At 33.9% G+C, this 511-nt stretch carries 1 pseudogene; it reads left to right on the top strand.

The features are described 5' to 3' along the window. Positions 1–215: 215 nt before the first annotated feature. Positions 216–511: pseudogene (locus tag LEP1GSC059_RS24815) on the top strand (transposase); the annotation flags it as partial.

Below are 511 nucleotides of genomic sequence, written 5' to 3'. Positions count from 1 at the left end.
TTTGGTGTCGAAGTTTCGAATAGTATAAACTAATTAAACAAATATAAAATTTTCTGTGAATAGGTTACTAATATGGAATGCAATTCAATTTGAAAATTTTATTCGATGCTTTAGGAAAACTTGAAGTCCTAATGCTTTAAAAAAAGGAATTTAAGAATAACCTAGTTACGTAAAAACGGACACCTTTTTCTCAGCAAATGAGGTAAAGATGAAAAATGAATAAAAAAGGAAAATACTCTCCGGAGTTTAAAGAACAAGCAGTAAAGCGAACGCTTTCAGGATCGTTTACGATAAAAGAAGTCGCCGAGTCATTGGGAATCAGTTATTTTGTGTTACGACAATGGAAGAACAGAAAACTTGAAGAAGTCGGAACAACAAAATCCACCAACGGATAAGCAGTTAAAAGAGATCGAAGAACTGAAAAAACTACGGAAGGAAAATCAGAAACTCAAGGAAGAGAACGCTATCCTAAAAAAGTTTGCAGCCATGCTTTCGAGAGAACAAAATCCCG

It is taken from the genome of Leptospira noguchii serovar Panama str. CZ214, from assembly GCF_000306255.2.
Lineage (GTDB): Bacteria > Spirochaetota > Leptospiria > Leptospirales > Leptospiraceae > Leptospira > Leptospira noguchii.
Note: the sequence above shows the minus strand (reverse complement) of the source record. Positions and strands in the feature narration are given on the sequence as shown.